We start from the raw sequence: 14,358 nt of genomic DNA, 5'->3' as shown, positions 1-14,358 counted from the left end.
TATCAGGCCGGGGTCAGGCTTTCGAGGCGTAGACGATGACGTTGTCGACGTACTCGTGTTTGGCGTAGTCGAACCTCCCGCCGCAGGTCACCAGCTTGAGCCCGTCCTCGATGTAGACGCGGGTGGTCGGGAAGCTGTCCTTGTGCACCTGCTCGACGGAGTCGACCTTGTACTCGGCGGTCTTCCCGTCGCTGCGCTCGACCTTGACGACCTGGCCCTTGCGTAACTGCTTGAGCTTGTAGAAGACGGCGGGCGCGGTCTTGGTGTCCACATGCCCGATGATCACCGAGGCGCCCTTGTCGCCGGGCACGGCACTGTGCTTGTACCAGCCGGCCATCTTGGGCTTCTCGTACGGCGGCAGTTCGACCCCGCCGTCCTCGGTCATGCCGAGCTTCATCAACGGGGCTTCCAGGTCGATCGCCGGAATGTCGATGCTCTGCGGCACGACGGCGGCCGGCTTCTTCTCCTGCGCCATGTCGAGGCTCTTGCCGAAGGCGACCATCACGAGGCCGGTCGCGGCCCCTGCGAGGATCACCCGCGTGAAGCGGGCCATGTCTAGGAGCGGCTGCGGCGCCTGAGCGCCAGCCCCGCGCCTCCGGCGAGGGCGATCGCGATCAGTACGCCGGCGGGGCCGAGCGGCAGGCTCTGCTCCTGTTCGGCGTCCTTGGCGAAGGTGCCGCCGCCACCGGCCTTCGGCGGCTTGGTGGGCACGGTGGTGCGGGTCGGCTCCGGCTCGGGCTCGGAGGTGGCCTCGGCGACGACTCTGAGCTTGGCGGTTCCGGCGTCGTTGGTGCCCTCGCACTTGACGCTGACGTCATAGGTGCCGCGCTTGACGGTGCCGGCCACCTGGGCGTCGCCGCGTACCCATGGCACGGCGGCGGCAGTGGTGGAGGTGGGCGCCGCGGTGGAGGTGGGCGGCGGCACGGGGTCGAGGGTCACGGCGGAGACGAAGGCGCGCGAGGTGGCGGTGGCGGTGTGCGCGGCGCCGCTACTGGGCACGGGGCAGTTGGCCAGGATCCACACGGTGGAGGTGGAGCCCACGGTCACCCGTTCGGGGTTGAGCCGCACGTCGATGTTCTGCCGGGTCGCGGTGGGCACCGCGGTGCCGGTGGCCGTGCCGGTCCCGGTCGTCGTCGGGCCTCCGGTCGGCGAAGCGGCCTCGGCCGTGCACCCGACCAGCCCGCACATGACGATGGCTCCCGCGCACGCGACTCGCCTGACCCTGAGCACCGCCGCACCCCACTTCACCGTTTAATCCAGCATCCACCCGACTTGGGTGCCACACCCCACCTGATACCCAGAAAATCTAGGCAAATCCATTAGCAACGATCTTCATTTCCGATGATCTATACCAATGGCGATGTACGTCAAGGGTGCCAGGCTTACCAAGGGATGGTGGTGCAATTACCTTTATGCCGGATCAGACGGCGTGTCGGCCCATCGCGCGCCCACGCCGCGCAGTTCCACGGTGCGCGCGTCGGCGCCGGATTCGCGGTCGATGTGGACTTCCAGCCGGTCCTCGGCCAGACCCTCCACCAGGCCCTCGCCCCACTCGACGATCGTCACCGACTCCTCCAGCGAGGCGTCGAGGTCGAGGGCGTCCACTTCGAGGTCGCCGCCGAGGCGGTAGGCGTCGGCGTGCACCAGCGGCGGGCCGCCGCACAGTGACGGGTGCACGCGGGCGATCACGAAGGTCGGGGAGGTGATCGGGCCGCGCACCTTGAGCCCCTCGGCGATGCCCTGCGCCAGGGTGGTCTTGCCCGCGCCCAGCGGCCCGGACAGGATCAGCAGGTCACCGGCTCGGAGCCGGGCGGCCAGCCGTACGCCGAAGGCTCGCATGTCCTCGGCGGTCGCCAGTGTCTCCACTTACACCTCCGTCTGCTTGATCAGGTCGCGCAGGGCCTCGTTGACCGCGCCGGGGCGTTCGAGCTGGATCAGGTGCGAGGTGTCGGGCAGCTCGGTCAACCGGGCGTTGGGCAGCGCGGCGGCGATGGCCCTGCTGTGCTCCGGCGGGGTCAGCCAGTCCTTGTCACCGACCAGGATCGCGGTCGGCACCGGATCGAGGACGTCGAGCGCGGAGAGCTTGTCATGGTTCATCAGGGCCGGGTAGAAGTCGGCGATCACCTCGGTCGGCGTCGAGCGGATCATCGACTCGACGAAGTCCACCAGCGTCGGGCTGACGTGCTTGGAGTCGCCGAAACCGAGGTGGCGCAGCATCAGGAAGGCGATGTCGTTGCCCACGTGACGGGTCTTGTCGACCAGCGCGCCCTTCTTGCCGAGCAGCGACACCGTGCCGGGGGTGACCTTGTGCACGACCCTGGACAGCAGCGCGGGCAGCCCCAGCGTGATCTCGGCCAGCTTGCCCGCCGAGGTCGAGATCAGCGCGACGCCGCGGATCCGGTCGCCGAACAGCTCGGGGTGCCGGTCGGCCAGTGCCATGATGGTCATGCCGCCCATCGAGTGGCCCACCAGCACGCACGGCCCCGGGACGTAGGTCTCGATCACCTCGGCCAGGTCCTCGCCCAGCCGGTCGATCGTGCTGTCCTCGGCGGTGGTGCGCTGCGACAGGCCGTGCGAGCGCTGGTCCCAGGCCACGATGCGGTGGTCCTCGCGCAGGTCGCGGCGCTGGTAGTGCCAGGACTCCAGGTTGAGCGTGTAGCCGTGGCAGAGCACGACGGTCAGCGGCGCGTCCTCCGGGCCGTCGACCTCGATGTGCAGGGCCACGCCGTCGGAGGTGGTCAGCGTGTGCTCGCGGCCGTGCAGCTCGCCGAACGGCTCGTTCGCCTCCAGGTCGGGACGGAGCCTGATGCGGCCCACCGCGTAGCGCTTGGCCAGGGCGGCCGCCGCCACTCCCGCGGAGGCGACACCGACGATCGCGCCCGCGATGCCGACCTTCTGCCGTGCCGTCGTCGTCATGTCCCCGATCCTTCGTACACCCGTGGCACCCGTGAACCGATCCTGGTCACGATCTCATGAGTGATCGTGCCGAGGTTATCCGCCCATTCCTGCGCGGTGGGCTCTCCCCGGGTCCCAGGCCCGAACAGGACCACCTCGTCCCCTGCGGCCAGCGGGTCGTCGCCAACGTCGATCATGAACTGGTCCATGCACACCCGTCCGGCGATCGCCCTGCGGCGTCCCCCGGCCAGGACCTCGGCCCGCCCCGTCGCGTGCCTGAGGATGCCGTCGGCGTACCCGAGGGGCACCAGGCCAAGCGTGGTCTCGCGATCCGTGACATAAAGGTGTCCGTACGACACGCCGGATTCGTCGGGCACTCGCTTGGCCAGCGCGATCCGCGCCACCAGCGTCATCGCCGGGCGCAGGCCGAAATCCCCCAGCTCGGGGATCGGGCTCAGGCCGTACATCGCGATGCCGGTGCGGACCATGTCGAAGCGGGCGCGCGGCAGGGTGAGGAGGGCCGCCGAGTTGGCCATGTGCCGGATGACGTGCGAGCCGCCCGCGCCCGCCTGCTCGGCCAGTTTCAGGGCCGCCTCGAACGCGTCCACCTGCGCGTCGACCGAAGGGTGGTCGAGGATGTCCGCGCAGGCGAAGTGCGACCACAGGCCGGTGATCCGCACGACCCCCTCGGCTTCCAGCGCCAGCGCGGCCGACAGCAGGCCCGGCCAGGCGGCCAGCGGCGCGCCGCCTCTGCTCATGCCCGTGTCAGCCTCCAGGTGGAGCCCGACGGTGCGGCCCGTGCGCCGGGCGGCGGCGGCGATCTCGGCCAGCAGCCCCTCGTCGGCCGCCGACAGCTCGACGTCGGCGAGCAGCGCCTCGTCGAGCGGCTCGCCCGGGGTGAGGATCCACGACAGCACCGGCGCCGTGACCCCGGCCTCGCGCAGCGCGAGCGCCTCCCTGACGTAGGCGGTGCCGAGCCTGCTCGCGCCGCTCGCCACGACCGCCTCGGCGGTGCGGACGAGCCCGTGCCCGTAGGCGTCGGCCTTGACCGCACCCATCAGCGTCGCGCCTTCCGCCCGCTCCTGCAGCAGCGCGACATTGTGCCTGATCGCGGACAGGTCGACCCTCGCCTCGGCGGGCGTTGCCATCGGGAAACTCATCCCACCAGTTTGTCAGCTCCCCGGGTGTGCCCGAGCGCGAATCCCGTCCACCGCCCGGATCGCCGAGGGGATCGCCTCCGCCACATCCGCCGACGCCGGTGGGGCGCCGTCGGCCGCGATCCGTCCCGCCAGCCCGTGCAGATAGGCCGCGACCGACCCGGCGTCGTACCCGCTGAGTCCACCGGCCAGCAACGCCCCGGCCACCCCCGAGAGCACGTCGCCGGTGCCCGCCGTGGCCAGCCACGGGGTGCCCGTCGGGTTGACCCGTACCGGCCGGTCCTGCTCGGCCACCAGCGTCGTGGACCCCTTCAGCAGCACCGTCACCCCGAGCTCGGCCGCCGCCCGCCGCGCGTACTCCAGCCTGCCCGCCTCGATCCGCTCCCGCGGCACGCCCAGCAGCCGCGCCAGCTCGCCCGCGTGCGGGGTGATCAACACCGGCGCGGTACGGCGCAGCAGCGCCGGCTCCCGCGACACCAGCGTCAGCGCGTCGGCGTCGACCAGCACGGGCAGGTCACCCGCCAGCACCGAGGCGGCCAGCTCGCGCGCCCACTCCCCGGTGCCGAGCCCCGGCCCGAGCACCCACGCCTGCACCCGCCCGACCCCGTCGACGGAGGGCCGGTCCAGCTCGGTGATCACTGCTTCCGGCCAGCGCGCCCGCACCTGCGCCACCGGCGGCGCGGTGCCCGCGTACCGCACCATGCCCGCGCCCGCGCGCAGCGCGCCGCCGACGGCGAGCACGGCCGCGCCGGTGTAAGAGTCGCTGCCCGCCGCGATCCCGACCACGCCCCTGCGGTACTTGTCCGACTCCGCGCCCGGCCTCGGCAGCAGTTCCGCCACGTCGGCGTCGGTCAGCGCGGCCACGTCCGGATCGGGCAGGTACGGCCCCAGCCCGATGTCCACCACCTCCAGCGACCCCACGTACGAGGCCCCGGGATCGACGAGCAGCCCCGTCTTGCACGCCCCCATCGTGACCGTCACGTGGGCACGCACCGCCGCCCCGGCCACCACGCCGCTGGACGCGTCCACCCCGCTCGGCACGTCCACCGCCACCACGACCGCCCGCTGACCGCAGGCCCGTACGGCCACCGACGCGTACGGCTCCCGCAGCGCGCCCGCGGCGCCGATCCCGACGAGCCCGTCCACGATCAACTCGGCCGCCTCGACCGCGTCCTCCCCGGCGATCCGCCCGCCCGCCCGCCGGAACGCGGCGAGCCCTTCGGCGTGCGTCCGCGACCCGGCGAGCAGCGCCTCCACCCGGGCGCCGCGGCGGGCCAGCAGCATCCCGGCGTAGAGGGCGTCGCCGCCGTTGTCGCCGCTGCCGACGAGCAGGAGCACGCGCGAGCCGTACACCCGGCCGAGCAGGGCCGCGCAGACGGTGGCCAGGCCCGCGGCGGCGCGCCGCATGAGGGTGCCCTCGGGCAGGCGGGCCATCAGGGCCAGTTCGGCGGTCCGGATCTGGTCGGCGGTGTAGGCGGTGCGCACGGTCAGCCCTCCGCGATCACGTAGGCCAGCGCGATGCCCGCGTCGTGGCTCAGGGACAGGTGCCAGCGCTTGACGCCCAGGCCGTAGGCCACATCGGCGGCCTTGCCGGTGATCCGCAGCTCGGGTCGGCCGCCCTCGGCGGACAGCACCTCGGCCTCCAGGTGCCCGAGTCCGGGCGGCGCGCCGAGCGCCTTGGCCACGGCCTCCTTCGCGGCGAACCTGGCCGCGAGGGAGGCGGGCGGCAGCGGGCGCTCGGCGTCGGTGAACAGCCGCGTGCGCAGCTCCGGCGTGCGTTCCAGGGCGGCCATGAGCCTGGCCACGTCCACCACGTCCACGCCGATGCCAAGGATCATCTGCCCAGACTAGCCAGGACGGTCAGAATCCTCCCTTGTGCCACGGGCCCCAGATGGCGAACGTCAGGCCCTTGCTGGACTGGACGTTGACGTACAGCGTGTGGCCGCCGGGGCCGAAGGTGGAGCCGGCGAACTCGGCGCCGGAGTCGCCCGCCACCGGCTCCAGGCGGGAGAAGTCGAAGATCTCGCCGCGCCTGGTCAGCCCGCGCAGGTAGTTGTCGGCGCCGCCGTCCTCGCACAGCACGAGCGTGCCCCGGTTGCTCACGGTGACGTTGTCGGGCAGGTCGAGCACCGTCGAGCCCGGCGACTCGTAGACCAGCTTGAGCCGGCCGCTCCACGTCTCGTACCCCCACACCTGCCCGCGTCCCTTGCCGAACCCCGAGGGCGGGGTGTCGCCGGTGGCCGTGGCGCCGCCCTGGGTGGAGACGAAGTAGACGGTGCCGTGGTGGTAGACGGCCCCTTCGAGCCTGGAGAACAGCGCCGCGCCCTTGTCGCGGCCCTGCTTGCCGACCGCCTGGATGGCGACGTCGTTGGCCGGGGTACCGGTGAAGGCCGGGTCGGGGTCGTCGATGTCCACCCAGGACGCCCGGAACGAGGCGCCCGCGGGCTGACCCGTGGACAGGTCCTTGCCGGGCTGCCCGCGTACGGCCAGCATCTGCAGCCGCCCCCCGTCGAGGATGCGCCGCGCGGCCAGCGGGTTGCGCGGCGGCAGGTAGCGGTAGAAGCCGGAGGCGAAGCCGAAGTTGTCCTCGGTCAGGTACACGGCCCCGGTCAGCGGGTCGAACGCCGCCGACTCGTGGGCGAAGCGCCCGGCCGACCTGATCGGCTCGGCCGAGGCCCGGCCGCCCACGGGCACCTCGAACAGGTAGCCGTGCTTCTGGGTGAGCTTGGTGTTGTCCGCCCCGGTGAAGTCGTTGCCCACGTCGGGGCCGTTGACGGTCTCCTCGCAGGTCACCCAGGCGCCCCAGGGCATCGGGCCGCCCGAGCAGTTCATCTGGGTCCCGTTCAGCGAGGGGCCGCTGTGCAGGACCTCGCCGTAGCGGGTGACGGTGAGCGTCGCGGTGCCGCCGCCCGCGGCGGGGTCGTAGGCGGCGTCCGGGTCACCGAACGCGCCGACCGGCCCGTTGACCTCGTGGTTGCGGATCAGGACCGTGCTGCCACGCGGGCCGCGGAAGGCGGCCATGCCGTCGTGCCTGCCGGGTACGGCGGAGCCGTCGCTGAAGGTCTCCCCGGCGGCGTTGAACGAGCGGTACTTGAACCCTTCCGGCAGGTTCAGCCTGACCTGCCCGTCCCGCAGGTCGGGCACCGGGCTCAGCGGCCCGTAGCCCGCCCCCGGACGGGTGCCGCCGGCCGCGCCCGCCTGGGCGACTCCGGCGAACGGGCCCGCGACGCCCGCGGCGGCGGTGAGGGAGACGGCTCCGGCGAGAAAGCGGCGACGATCCATCGGAATGACCCTTCCTGGCGATGTTCACGTCACGTTAATCTCACGTCGGTGAATGGCCCTAGGGCAGAAATAGACAACGAGTCGACCATGATTCACCTGGCCGCCGGAACTTTGTCCACACCCTGTGGACGAAGGCGGCCTCCCGCCGCCGATCCACCCGAAGGCGGTCAGTAGTCTGCGTGGGTGAACAACGGCTACGTGGAACTGAGCAGGGAGCAGTGGAGCGAACTCCGCAAGAACACGCCCTTGACTCTCACCGCAGACGAGCTGGAGGAACTCCGCGGCGTCGACGACCCCATCGACCTCGCCGAGGTCACCGACATCTACCTCCCACTGACCCGGTTGCTGAATCTGCACTTCACCGGGTCCAAGCAGCGCAGTAGCGTGCTGAGCGCGTTCCTCGGGGACGCGGAGCGGCGCGTGCCGTACATCCTGGGCATCGCCGGCAGCGTCGCGGTCGGCAAGTCGACCACCGCGCGCCTGCTGCACACCCTGCTGGCCCGGTGGCCGGAACACCCCAACGTCGGGCTGCTGACCACCGACAGCTTCCTCTACCCCAACAAGGTGCTGGAGGCCCGGGGCATCATGCACCGCAAGGGCTTCCCCGAGAGCTACGACCGCAGGGCGCTGGTCAGGTTCGTGGCCGAGGTCAAGGCGGGCGCCCCCGAGGTGCGGGCGCCGGTCTACAGCCACCTCGAGTACGACATCGTGCCCGGCGCCACCCAGGTCATCAAGAAGCCCGACATCCTGGTCATCGAAGGGCTGAACGTCCTGCAGCCCGCCCCGCCGAGCTCGCTGGCCGTCAACGACTACTTCGACTTCTCCATCTACGTCGACGCCAAGGTCGAGGACATCCGGAGCTGGTACGTCGACCGCTTTCACAAACTGCGCCGCACCGCCTTCGAGGACCCCAAGTCCTACTTCAAGTACATCGCCGACCTCGCCGACGAGGAGGCCACCGAGTTCGCCGTGAACGTCTGGCGCGACATCAACGAGCGCAACCTGGTGGAGAACATCGCCCCCACCCGCGGCCGCGCCGGCCTGATCCTGTACAAGGGCCGCGACCACTCGGTCCGGAGGGTACGGCTACGCCGCACGTGAGGCATGTGCAGCACAATGAAGCGCGTGCTGCACATGCGATTGATCAGCCCCATGCCGCGCACGGACGAGGTCGTCGCGGTGCTGGAGGACTGTCCGGGCGTCACCAACATCGTCCTGGTCGCGGGCGCGGCCAGGACGCCGCGCGGCGACCTGATCATGTGCGACCTGGCGCGTGAGGGCGCCAACGAGGTCATCGACCGGCTCGGCTGGCTGGAGACCGAGGGATCCATCGCGGTCGAGCAGGTCGACCTGTCCATCTCCACGGCGGCCAAGGCCGCCGAGGAGGAGGCGCCCGGCGAGGGCGACGACGCCGTCGTCTGGGCCGACCTCGCCCAGAAGGTGCACAACGACTCCCGGATGACCTGGGCGTACTTCGCCTTCCTCGCCATCGCCACGCAGATCGCCGCCATCGGCATCCTGCAGAACTCGCCGATCCTGATCGTCGGCGCGATGGTCCTCGGCCCCGAGTTCGGCGCGGTGGCGGCCATCTGCTTCGGCCTGCTGCACGCCCGCTGGCACCTGATCACCTACTCGCTCAGAACCCTGGTCATCGGGTTCACGGTGGCGATCGCGGTGACGTTCGCCTGCGCGCTCGTCTCCACCTGGCTCGGCTGGGTGACGCCCACGATGCTCCAGATCAACTCCGAGGTGCAGTTCATCGTCAAGCCCGACCGCTGGTCGTTCATCGTGGCGCTGCTCGCCGGGGCGGCGGGCGTGCTGTCGGTCACCGCGGCCAAGTCCTCGGCGCTGGTCGGCGTCTTCATCTCGGTGACCACGGTGCCCGCCGCCGGCTACATCGCCGTGGCGCTCGCCCTCGGCGACGGCGCCGAAGTGGCCGGCTCGGTCGCGCAACTGGCGCTCAACATCGCCGGCATGGTCATCGCCGGCACCACGACGCTCTTCGTCCAGCGGAGATTCTGGCCGCAGAGTAGTCAGCGGGGATGAGGCGCATTTCCTCCGCGCGGACGAAGCTGGCATGACAAGGGTGCGGGTAGTGTCCGGATCATGCACATCCTCGCCACCGAGGGGCTGACCAAACGCTTCCCGACGGTCACGGCACTCGACCAGCTCACCGTCACCGTCGGAACGGGCGTGACCGGTCTGGTCGGCGCCAACGGAGCGGGCAAGTCCACGCTGATCAAGATCCTGCTGGGACTGCTGCCGCCGAGCGCGGGCGGCGCCCGGGTCCTCGACCTCGACGTGACCACGCACGGCGCACAGATCCGCAAGGTCGTCGGCTACATGCCCGAGCACGAGTGCCTGCCACCCGACGTCTCCGCCACCGAACTGGTCGTCCACCTCGCCCAGATGTCCGGCCTGCCGCGCACCGCGGCCCGCGAACGCGCCGCCGACGTGCTGCGCCACGTGGGCCTGTACGAAGAGCGCTACCGCGCCATCGGCGGCTACTCCACCGGCATGAAGCAGCGCGTCAAGCTGGCCCAGGCCCTCGTCCACGACCCCAAACTGATCTTCCTCGACGAGCCGACGAACGGCCTCGACCCGCAGGGCCGCGACGAGATGCTCGCGCTGATCAGGCGCATCGGCGCCGAGTTCGGCATCAGCGTGCTGGTCACCTCGCACCTGCTCGGCGAGCTCGAACGCATCTGCGACCACGTCATCGTCATCGACGGCGGCCGGCTGCTGCGCTCCTCGGCGATCGCCGACTTCACCCAGTCGACCCAGATCGTCACCGTCGAGGTCGAGGAGGGCGCCCACCCGCTGGCCACCCGCCTCGGCGAACTGGGCCACACCGTCACCCCGCACGGCAGGCTGCTCCTGGTCCGCGTCACCGGCCCGGAGACCTTCGACGCGATCCGCGACGCCGTCTGCGATCTCGACCTCTGCCTGATCAGGCTCGAAGAGGGCCGCCAGCGCATCGAGGACGTCTTCAGGGAGGAGGCGCATGTCTGACCAGGCCACCGGCGTCATCCACGACATCGGCTACCGCCACTACGAGGGGCCCAGGCTGGGCCGGGGGCACGCGGTCCGCGCGCTCACCCTGCACAGCCTGCGCGGCGTCTTCGGCCTCGGCCGTACCGTCCGCGCCAAGATCATTCCGTTCGCGCTGACCGCGGTCATGTTCCTGCCGATCGTCGTGTCGATCGCGATGATGGCGCTGATGAAGCAGCGCGGCATGAGCTACTCCGCCTTCGCCGTCACCATGCAGCCCGTGCTGGCGATCTTCCTGGCCTCGCAGTCGCCCACGGTCGTCGCCCCCGACCTGCGCTTCCGCGTCCTGCCGCTCTACCTGTCGCGGCCGATCACCGTCACCGAGTACGTCGGCGCCAAGCTGGCCGCCATGACCGCGGCGCTGTTCCTGCTGCTCGCGCTACCGCTGACGGTGATGTACGTCGGCGAGCTTCTGGTGGACCTGGAAGGGCCGCCGCGGACCGCCGACTACCTCGCCGCTCTGGTGATGGGGCTGGTGCTGGCCCTGCTGCTCGCCGCGGTGGGCCTCGCCCTGGCCTCCTTCACGCCCCGGCGCGGGCTCGGCGTCGCCTCCGTCATCGCCGTCTACCTGCTCGCCTCGGCCGTCTCCACCCTCCTCGCCACCACGTTCCAGGCCATGGACCACGACACGGCGTCCGCGTGGGCCTGGCTGATCAACCCCTTCTTCCTGGTCGACGCCGTACAGGTCTGGTTGTTCGGCACCACGCCCGCCAACGGTGAGAGCTACCCCGGCGGCCTCGGCGGTCCGGCGGCCGGTCTCGCCGTACTCGCGCTGATCGCCCTGGCGCTGACCGCCCTCATCCTCCGCTACCGGAAGGCGGCCTCGAGGTGAAGATCGAGCTCGCACAGGTCTCCCGCTGGTACGGCAACGTCGTCGCCGTCAACGACGTCACCATGACGATCGCCCCCGGCGTCACCGGACTGCTCGGCCCCAACGGAGCGGGCAAGTCGACGCTCCTGCACATGATGGCCGGCTTCCTCGCCCCCTCCGGCGGAACGGTCACCCTCGACGGCCAGACGGTCTGGAAGAACCACCAGATCTACCGCTCCATCGGCCTCGTCCCCGAACGGGAAGGCGTCTACGGCTTCCTCACCGGCTGGCAGTTCGTGCTGTCGGCGGCCAGGCTGCACGGCCTGCCCGACCCCGTGGGAGCCGCACAGAAGGCGCTCGCCACCGTGGAGATGGAACCCGCCAAGGACCGCCGGGTCGAGAGCTACTCCAAGGGCATGCGCCAGCGGGTCAAGGTCGCCGCCGCGCTCGTCCACGACCCGCAGGTGCTGCTGCTCGACGAGCCGTTCAACGGCATGGACCCGCGCCAGCGCATGCACCTCATGGACCTGATCCGCGACATGGGCACCGCCGGCAAGACGATCCTGTTCAGCTCGCACATCCTCGAAGAGGTCGAGCGGGTCGCCCAGCACATCGAGGTGCTCGTCGCCGGACGACACGCCGCCTCCGGCGACTTCCGCGAGATCCGCCGCCTGATGACCGACCGGCCGCACCTGTTCCGGATCCGCTCCAGCGACGACAGGAAGCTCGCCGCCGCCCTCATCGTCGACCGGTCCGCGGGCGGCGTCTCGCTCACCGCCGACGGCCTGGAGGTGCAGGCGGTCGAGTTCCGGCGCTTCGCCTGGCTGCTGCCCCGGGTGGCCCGCGCCGAGGGCGTGCACCTGCACCAGGTCTCCCCCGCCGACGAGGACCTGGAAAGCGTCTTCTCCTACCTGATCACCAGGAGCTCCTAGTGAACACCGTCGTTGCGGGGATCACCTACCGCGCCGTCCTCGGCCGGCGGCGGATCATCCTGCTCATCCTGCTGCCACTGGCGCTGATCGGCCTGGCCGTCCTGCTGCGGGTGATGGGCAGCGCCGACGAGCGCACAGCCGTCCTGCTCGTGCAGACCTTCGCCATCGGTACCATGCTGCCGCTGCTCGGCCTCATCGCGGGCACCGGCGTGATCGCGCCGGAGATCGACGACGGCACCATCATCCACCTGCTGTCCAAGCCGATCTCCCGGCCCACCATCATGCTGACCAAGTTCCTCGTCGCCGCCTCGATGCTGGTGCTGTTCGCCGCGGTCCCCACCTACCTGGCCGGCTGGATCCTGGTCCGCGACCAGTCCGGCATCGCCCCCGGCTTCGCGCTCGGCGCGCTGGTCGGCGGCATCGCCTACGCGGCCGTGTTCCTGCTGTTCGGGGTGATCACCCGGCACGCGGTGACGATCGGCATCATCTACGCCCTGGTCTGGGAGGGCCTGGTCGGCAGCCTGGTCCCCGGCGCGCAGAAGTTCTCCATCCAGCAGTGGGCGCGCACGATCGCCGACCAGTTCTCCTCCTCGCCCTACCTGACCGCGAACGTCACCCTCGGCTTCGCCGTCCCCGCCCTGATCATCGTGACGATCGGCGCCGTCTTCTGGGCGGGCCGCCGCCTACGCGTCTTCTCACTCACCGGCGACGAGTAAGGACCGCCCGCAGCGCGGCCCGGTCCAGCTTGCGCGCCCGGCCCGAGCGCGGGAACTCGGCGAGCACCTCGACCCGCTGCGGGAGGGCGCCCGCGTCGACCAGTTCCGGGAGCCGCAGGCGAACCTCCTTCTCCTGGAAGCCGTCGCCGGGCACCAGGGCGAGCACGACCTCCTCGTCACCGGACTCCGGATCGGTGAGGCCCACGAGGGCGGCGTCGGCGACTCCGGGCAGGGCGGCTATCCCAGGTTCGTAGAGGCTCGGGTAGATGTTGTAGCCCGCCCGCAGGATCATGTCCTTCTTGCGGCCGAGCAGCACCAGCCTGCCCCCGCTGTCGAGTCTGGCCAGGTCGCCGGTGGCCACCTCGGTGAAGGGCGGTTCGCCGAGGTAGCCGCGGGCCAGGTGCGGACCGCTCACCAGCAGCTCGCCGTCGCCAGCCACGCGCACGCCCACCCCGGGCAGCGGCGCGCCGAGCAGGTCGCCTTCCAGGTGGTCGAGCTTCTCCTGGGCGGTGGCCAGAGCGATGGGCAGGGCCTCGGTCATCGCGTAGACGCTGAGCACCTCGGCGCCCGGGGCGGCGGCCAGCGCCGCGCGCAGGACGGCGGGCGGGGCCGGGGCCGAGCCGAGCAGCAGGTGGCGCAGGCTGCGCGGCAGCGGGCCCAGCCGGGTGACGTCCACGGGGACGCAGAACAGGTGAGTGACGTCGCGCTGGGAGATCGCCTCGGGCTTGCCGGGCATCGACCAGGTGGCGCCGCCGGTGAGTGCGGGCAGGCCGAGCATGAGCCCGTCGCTGTGCACCACGTCGCCGGGGCCGACGGGGAAGCGGTCCCTGAACATCTCCAGCCCCGCGGCCAGCGATCCGCGGGTGTGCACGACGGCCCTGGGGTGCGCGGTCGTGCCCGAGGTGAAGATCACCGCTGCCGGGTCGTCCAGGACGTCCGGCTCCCCCTCCCCGTTCGCCCGCCGAGCCGCCCTGTCCAACTCGACGACCGTCCCGCCCGGGCGCGCGCCCGTCCCGCTCAGCCGTACGGCATCGCGGGGCACGCCGGGCGCCCAGCGGCCGGTGTAGGCGTGTCTGAACGCCAGGCCCGGCAGCGGGTCGCGCAGGTCGGGCAGCAGCACGCCGCGACGCCTGGCCAGCGCGCGCAGGGGCGGCATGGCGGTGAGCGCGTACAGAGCCGACTCGGCGACCACCCAGCGCGGCCTGGCCAGCCGCAGCCTGGACTCCAGGACTCCGGGGGCCAGACCGGGATCGGCCAGGACGAGCACGCCGCCCGCCGCCACCACCCCCAGGGCGATGGCGACGGCTTCAGGAGAGGGGCGCACCGCGTACAGCACGCCGTCGCCCCGCGACAGGCCCGCGGCGGACAGGCGGTCGCGGATGCGCAGCACCCGCTCGCGCAGGTCGCCGAAGCTCAGCTCCGCCCCGCGCGGATCCACGATCGCGGTACCGCGCGGGGTCCGCGCACAGGTCGCCAGCACCTCGGCCACCAGGTCGATCTGCATGCTGAATCTC

General features: G+C 71.5%; 15 protein-coding genes. 6 read left to right on the top strand and 9 right to left on the bottom strand.

Annotated features, from left to right (window positions below; translation table 11 throughout):
- Nucleotides 1-13 precede the first annotated feature (13 nt).
- The 8 genes from ABZ911_RS00720 to ABZ911_RS00685 form a co-directional block, all read right to left on the bottom strand.
- Nucleotides 14-553 carry a class F sortase gene (locus ABZ911_RS00720; protein ID WP_358049837.1) on the bottom strand — a complete coding sequence of 180 codons (540 nt, stop codon included), beginning with the start codon at nt 551-553 and terminating at the stop codon, nt 14-16.
- A 2-nt stretch (nt 554-555) separates the two neighbouring features.
- On the bottom strand, nt 556-1,248 hold the full coding sequence (locus tag ABZ911_RS00715; RefSeq protein WP_358049834.1) for a hypothetical protein: 693 nt from the start codon (nt 1,246-1,248) through the stop codon (nt 556-558).
- Nucleotides 1,249-1,410: 162 nt separating this feature from the next.
- The gene (tsaE, locus tag ABZ911_RS00710) at nt 1,411-1,866 is read right to left on the bottom strand and encodes a tRNA (adenosine(37)-N6)-threonylcarbamoyltransferase complex ATPase subunit type 1 TsaE (RefSeq protein WP_358049831.1); all 456 of its coding nucleotides are present in this window, start codon (nt 1,864-1,866) and stop codon (nt 1,411-1,413) included.
- On the bottom strand, nt 1,867-2,916 hold the full coding sequence (locus tag ABZ911_RS00705) for an alpha/beta hydrolase (RefSeq protein WP_358049829.1): 1,050 nt from the start codon (nt 2,914-2,916) through the stop codon (nt 1,867-1,869).
- Nucleotides 2,913-4,043 (bottom strand): alanine racemase, encoded by a 1,131-nt coding sequence (gene alr / locus ABZ911_RS00700; RefSeq protein ID WP_358049826.1) that lies wholly within the window; start codon nt 4,041-4,043, stop codon nt 2,913-2,915. The genes ABZ911_RS00705 and alr overlap by 4 nt, the downstream gene beginning before the upstream one ends.
- A gap of 24 nt (nt 4,044-4,067) precedes the next feature.
- Nucleotides 4,068-5,537 (bottom strand): NAD(P)H-hydrate dehydratase, encoded by a 1,470-nt coding sequence (locus tag ABZ911_RS00695; protein WP_358049823.1) that lies wholly within the window; start codon nt 5,535-5,537, stop codon nt 4,068-4,070.
- Nucleotides 5,538-5,539: 2 nt separating this feature from the next.
- On the bottom strand, nt 5,540-5,890 hold the full coding sequence (locus ABZ911_RS00690; protein ID WP_358049820.1) for a holo-ACP synthase: 351 nt from the start codon (nt 5,888-5,890) through the stop codon (nt 5,540-5,542).
- Nucleotides 5,891-5,912: 22 nt separating this feature from the next.
- Nucleotides 5,913-7,334, bottom strand: a complete 1,422-nt coding sequence (locus ABZ911_RS00685) for an alkaline phosphatase PhoX (RefSeq protein ID WP_358049817.1) — start codon at nt 7,332-7,334, stop codon at nt 5,913-5,915.
- A gap of 198 nt (nt 7,335-7,532) precedes the next feature.
- On the opposite strand from ABZ911_RS00685, the gene coaA reads away from it, so the two are divergent.
- The 6 genes from coaA to ABZ911_RS00655 are packed head-to-tail and all read left to right on the top strand — an operon-like array spanning nt 7,533 to nt 12,844.
- Nucleotides 7,533-8,435 (top strand): type I pantothenate kinase, encoded by a 903-nt coding sequence (coaA, locus tag ABZ911_RS00680; protein WP_358051413.1) that lies wholly within the window; start codon nt 7,533-7,535, stop codon nt 8,433-8,435.
- Nucleotides 8,436-8,468: 33 nt separating this feature from the next.
- Nucleotides 8,469-9,380: a DUF389 domain-containing protein gene (locus ABZ911_RS00675; RefSeq protein ID WP_358051411.1), complete on the top strand. Its 912-nt coding sequence runs from the start codon at nt 8,469-8,471 to the stop codon at nt 9,378-9,380.
- Between the two features lie 60 nt (nt 9,381-9,440).
- Nucleotides 9,441-10,346 (top strand): ABC transporter ATP-binding protein, encoded by a 906-nt coding sequence (locus tag ABZ911_RS00670; RefSeq protein ID WP_358049815.1) that lies wholly within the window; start codon nt 9,441-9,443, stop codon nt 10,344-10,346.
- Nucleotides 10,339-11,217 (top strand): ABC transporter permease, encoded by an 879-nt coding sequence (locus tag ABZ911_RS00665; protein ID WP_358049812.1) that lies wholly within the window; start codon nt 10,339-10,341, stop codon nt 11,215-11,217. The genes ABZ911_RS00670 and ABZ911_RS00665 overlap by 8 nt, the downstream gene beginning before the upstream one ends.
- Nucleotides 11,214-12,128 (top strand): ABC transporter ATP-binding protein, encoded by a 915-nt coding sequence (locus ABZ911_RS00660; RefSeq protein WP_358049809.1) that lies wholly within the window; start codon nt 11,214-11,216, stop codon nt 12,126-12,128. Before ABZ911_RS00665 ends, ABZ911_RS00660 begins: the two co-directional genes overlap by 4 nt.
- A complete protein-coding gene (locus tag ABZ911_RS00655) occupies nt 12,128-12,844 on the top strand; it encodes an ABC transporter permease subunit (RefSeq protein WP_358049806.1) in 717 nt (238 codons plus the stop codon). Before ABZ911_RS00660 ends, ABZ911_RS00655 begins: the two co-directional genes overlap by 1 nt.
- On the opposite strand, the gene ABZ911_RS00650 is transcribed toward ABZ911_RS00655, so the two are convergent.
- A complete protein-coding gene (locus tag ABZ911_RS00650) occupies nt 12,828-14,348 on the bottom strand; it encodes a class I adenylate-forming enzyme family protein (protein WP_358049803.1) in 1,521 nt (506 codons plus the stop codon). The two genes, ABZ911_RS00655 and ABZ911_RS00650, sit on opposite strands and share 17 nt — an antisense overlap.
- Nucleotides 14,349-14,358 lie beyond the last annotated feature (10 nt).

The organism is Nonomuraea sp. NPDC046570 (genome assembly GCF_040645915.1).
Classification (GTDB): domain Bacteria; phylum Actinomycetota; class Actinomycetes; order Streptosporangiales; family Streptosporangiaceae; genus Nonomuraea.
Note: the sequence above shows the minus strand (reverse complement) of the source record. Positions and strands in the feature narration are given on the sequence as shown.

Excerpts from the sequence above, each read along its gene's own strand:
- ABZ911_RS00665 (WP_358049812.1), top strand. The coding sequence starts at position 10,339 with ATGTCTGACCAGGCCACCGGCGTCATCCACGACATCGGCTACCGCCAC.
- ABZ911_RS00690 (WP_358049820.1), bottom strand. The coding sequence starts at position 5,890 with ATGATCCTTGGCATCGGCGTGGACGTGGTGGACGTGGCCAGGCTCATG.
- ABZ911_RS00675 (WP_358051411.1), top strand. The coding sequence starts at position 8,469 with ATGCGATTGATCAGCCCCATGCCGCGCACGGACGAGGTCGTCGCGGTG.
- ABZ911_RS00685 (WP_358049817.1), bottom strand. The coding sequence starts at position 7,334 with ATGGATCGTCGCCGCTTTCTCGCCGGAGCCGTCTCCCTCACCGCCGCC.
- ABZ911_RS00670 (WP_358049815.1), top strand. The coding sequence starts at position 9,441 with ATGCACATCCTCGCCACCGAGGGGCTGACCAAACGCTTCCCGACGGTC.
- alr (WP_358049826.1), bottom strand. The coding sequence starts at position 4,043 with ATGGCAACGCCCGCCGAGGCGAGGGTCGACCTGTCCGCGATCAGGCAC.
- ABZ911_RS00720 (WP_358049837.1), bottom strand. The coding sequence starts at position 553 with ATGGCCCGCTTCACGCGGGTGATCCTCGCAGGGGCCGCGACCGGCCTC.
- ABZ911_RS00705 (WP_358049829.1), bottom strand. The coding sequence starts at position 2,916 with ATGACGACGACGGCACGGCAGAAGGTCGGCATCGCGGGCGCGATCGTC.
- ABZ911_RS00650 (WP_358049803.1), bottom strand. The coding sequence starts at position 14,348 with ATGCAGATCGACCTGGTGGCCGAGGTGCTGGCGACCTGTGCGCGGACC.